Origin of the sequence: Duganella sp. Leaf126, assembly GCF_001423125.1 — a bacterium.
In the GTDB taxonomy this organism is placed as follows: domain Bacteria; phylum Pseudomonadota; class Gammaproteobacteria; order Burkholderiales; family Burkholderiaceae_D; genus Rugamonas.
The window spans coordinates 1-2,527 of record NZ_LMNW01000022.1 but is presented as its reverse complement, the minus strand read 5'-3'; the positions used below and the strand labels follow the sequence as shown (position 1 = coordinate 2,527).

Here is a 2,527-nt window from a genome sequence, read left to right as displayed (position 1 = left end):
ACGTTGATAGGCTGGGTGTGGAAGTGCAGTAATGCATTAAGCTAACCAGTACTAATTGCCCGTACGGCTTGTCCCTATAACCTTGGCAGGTTATAGAGAATAAGAAGTGCGTTGAGCGTTCGTTGATACAACTTCATTACCCTGGTGGTTCAATACCACCGCTACTTACCGATTCCAGATTCAGGGCAACGTTCATCCGAACGCGGCCCGTACAAGTCAATGCCTGATGACCATAGCAAGTCGGTCCCACCCCTTCCCATCCCGAACAGGACCGTGAAACGACTTTGCGCCGATGATAGTGCTGCAACCAGTGTGAAAGTAGGTTATCGTCAGGCTAGTTATATGAAAAACCCCACCCGGTGATCCTGGTGGGGTTTTTTGCTTTGGACTTGGACTTTATATCTGGCTTGCGTTCACCATCAACGCCAATACCTACTGCATATGGCGGCTTTAGCTTGCACACATAGGCCGAAATCTGTCGCCAGGATGTTAAAGGCGCTGCCAGTGATGACTGAGGTGCTTGAAACGCGCATGACTTGGACGCAGCATGGTCTGAACAGGCGTTTCTGCTCGATGGGCACTTGCCGTCGGGGTGGCGACGCAATTACCGACGATGCCTTGAAAGCGTGTGAATTGTTCGCAGCATGGTCTGAGCACGCGCCTTATGCTTGGCATACTGCAGTGTGAATGCAGAGGGCAGTTCCCGATTGCGCTGCCGGTACTTCTTTTCCACAATACCCGCCACAAGCTGCCCAAGGCTGCCGCCCGCCTCAGCGGAGGAGCGGCCGCCTACGAGGTCTCTCGGTTATTTGCCGCTCCAGCTTTAGAACAACTTCAAGCCTTTGAGCATCACCAGCAAGATCAGCAGCGGTGAGACGTAACGCAGCAACACCAGCACGACCCGCGCGGTAAGGTGATTGGGCAGGGCGCCATTATTCGATAACGCTTGCATAAACTTTTGCGCGCCCCATACCCAGCCCACATACAAGGCCAGGCAAATACCACCGATCGGCAGCAGCACATTGGATGACACGAAATCGAACAGATCGAACAGATTCATGCCGAACAGCTTGAAATCAGCCAGTACATTATTGGTCAGCGCGCAGCTGGAGCCGAGTATCACCAAAATGGCGATAGTCAGCAAAATCGATTTCGTGCGACTGAGGCCCAGCCGTTCGTGCAGGATCACGACCGGCACCTCCATCAGCGACAACATCGCACCGGTAGCGGCGACCGCCGCCAGCACGAAGAACGCAATCATCAATAAATGGCCGCCAGGGATTTGTGAAAACACAGCCGGAATCGTGATGAATACCAGCGACGGCCCTGCCGACGGTGCGAAGCCGAATGTAAATACCGCGGGGAAGATAGCGATCCCGGCCAACATCGATACGAACAGGTCGGCGATCATTACCCGGACGGTGGTCTGTGGAATATTTTGATCGTCCCGAAAGTAAGAGCCGTAAGTCATCATCGTACCCATGCCCAGCGATAGTTTGAAAAATGCCAGGCCCATCGCCGTCAGGATCACGCCGGCAGTGATCTTGCTAAAATCCGGGCGGAACAGGAATGCCAGACCATCGAGCGCCTTGTCCAGCGACAGGCTCACGGCGCATAGCAGAAGCAATAACAGGAACAGCAGCGGCATCAACTTCTTGGCCACCGCTTCGATGCCTTTGGTCACGCCCATCAGCAGGATGCCGCCGATGAATACCAGCACCACCCATTGCCAAAGCAATGATTGCAACGGATCGCTAATCAGCGCCGTGAATGCGCCCTCAGTCACATGGCGATCGCTGCTCAGGATCGAGCCGCCGATCGCCTTGAAGACATACGCAAACACCCAGGCGACGACTTCCGAATAGAACGACATGATCAGGAATGCAGCCAGCATGCCGGAGGCGCCGATCAGCCACCAGGGCAGGCGGCTCGGGCTGAGCTTTTGCAGAGCGGTGATCGGATTGGCCTTGGCAGTGCGGCCCATGGTGATCTCGGCAATCATGACCGGCAAGCCCACCAGCAAAGTGGCCAACAGATAGATCAGCAAAAAACCGGCCCCACCATTGGCGCCTGTAAGGTAGGGAAACTTCCAGATATTGCCGAGGCCGACTGCGGAGCCCAGCGTTGCTGCGAGGACACCGAAGCTCGAGCTGAAGCCGCCACGTTTGATGGATTGATTGTTCATGACTGCTTTCTGCAATGGCAGTAAAAGGCAGAGATTGTAGCAGTGCGAAAATAAGTCTTGCAGGTTTATAGCCGGCCTTGCTATAGTTCGCCCCCTCGCAGAACAACACACGCAGCAAGGTGTGCAGCGAGCGGAGAGAAGAAAAAGAAGTGCTTGACGGATTATTCGAAACGCTTCATAATCTTGCCTCTTCGCTGACAAACAAAACGCTTTGTCGGCAACGCAGTCAAAAGCACCGAACAAGTTCTTTAAAAATTAACAGTCGATAAGTGTGGACGTTTGATGGCAGTGCACACGCCGCTTCGGTGGCGTGACACTTAACTTATCAAATGTTCACAAGAA

The 2,527-nt window shown here is 53.9% G+C and carries 1 protein-coding gene and 2 rRNA genes; 2 read left to right on the top strand and 1 reads right to left on the bottom strand.

The features are described from left to right. Positions 1–76: ribosomal RNA gene (locus ASF61_RS11355) — 23S ribosomal RNA — on the top strand; the annotation flags it as partial. Positions 77–222: 146 nt separating this feature from the next. Then, positions 223–335: ribosomal RNA gene (gene rrf, locus ASF61_RS11350) — 5S ribosomal RNA — on the top strand. 488 nt (positions 336–823) lie between these two features. On the opposite strand, the gene ASF61_RS11345 is transcribed toward rrf, so the two are convergent. After that, a complete protein-coding gene (locus ASF61_RS11345; RefSeq protein WP_056155631.1) occupies positions 824–2,185 on the bottom strand; it encodes a sodium-dependent transporter in 1,362 nt (453 codons plus the stop codon). Between the last annotated feature and the right edge of the window lie 342 nt (positions 2,186–2,527).

What these genes read in the sequence shown, in the direction of transcription:
- ASF61_RS11345 (WP_056155631.1), bottom strand. Translation starts at nt 2,185, where the DNA reads ATGAACAATCAATCCATCAAACGTGGCGGCTTCAGCTCGAGCTTCGGT.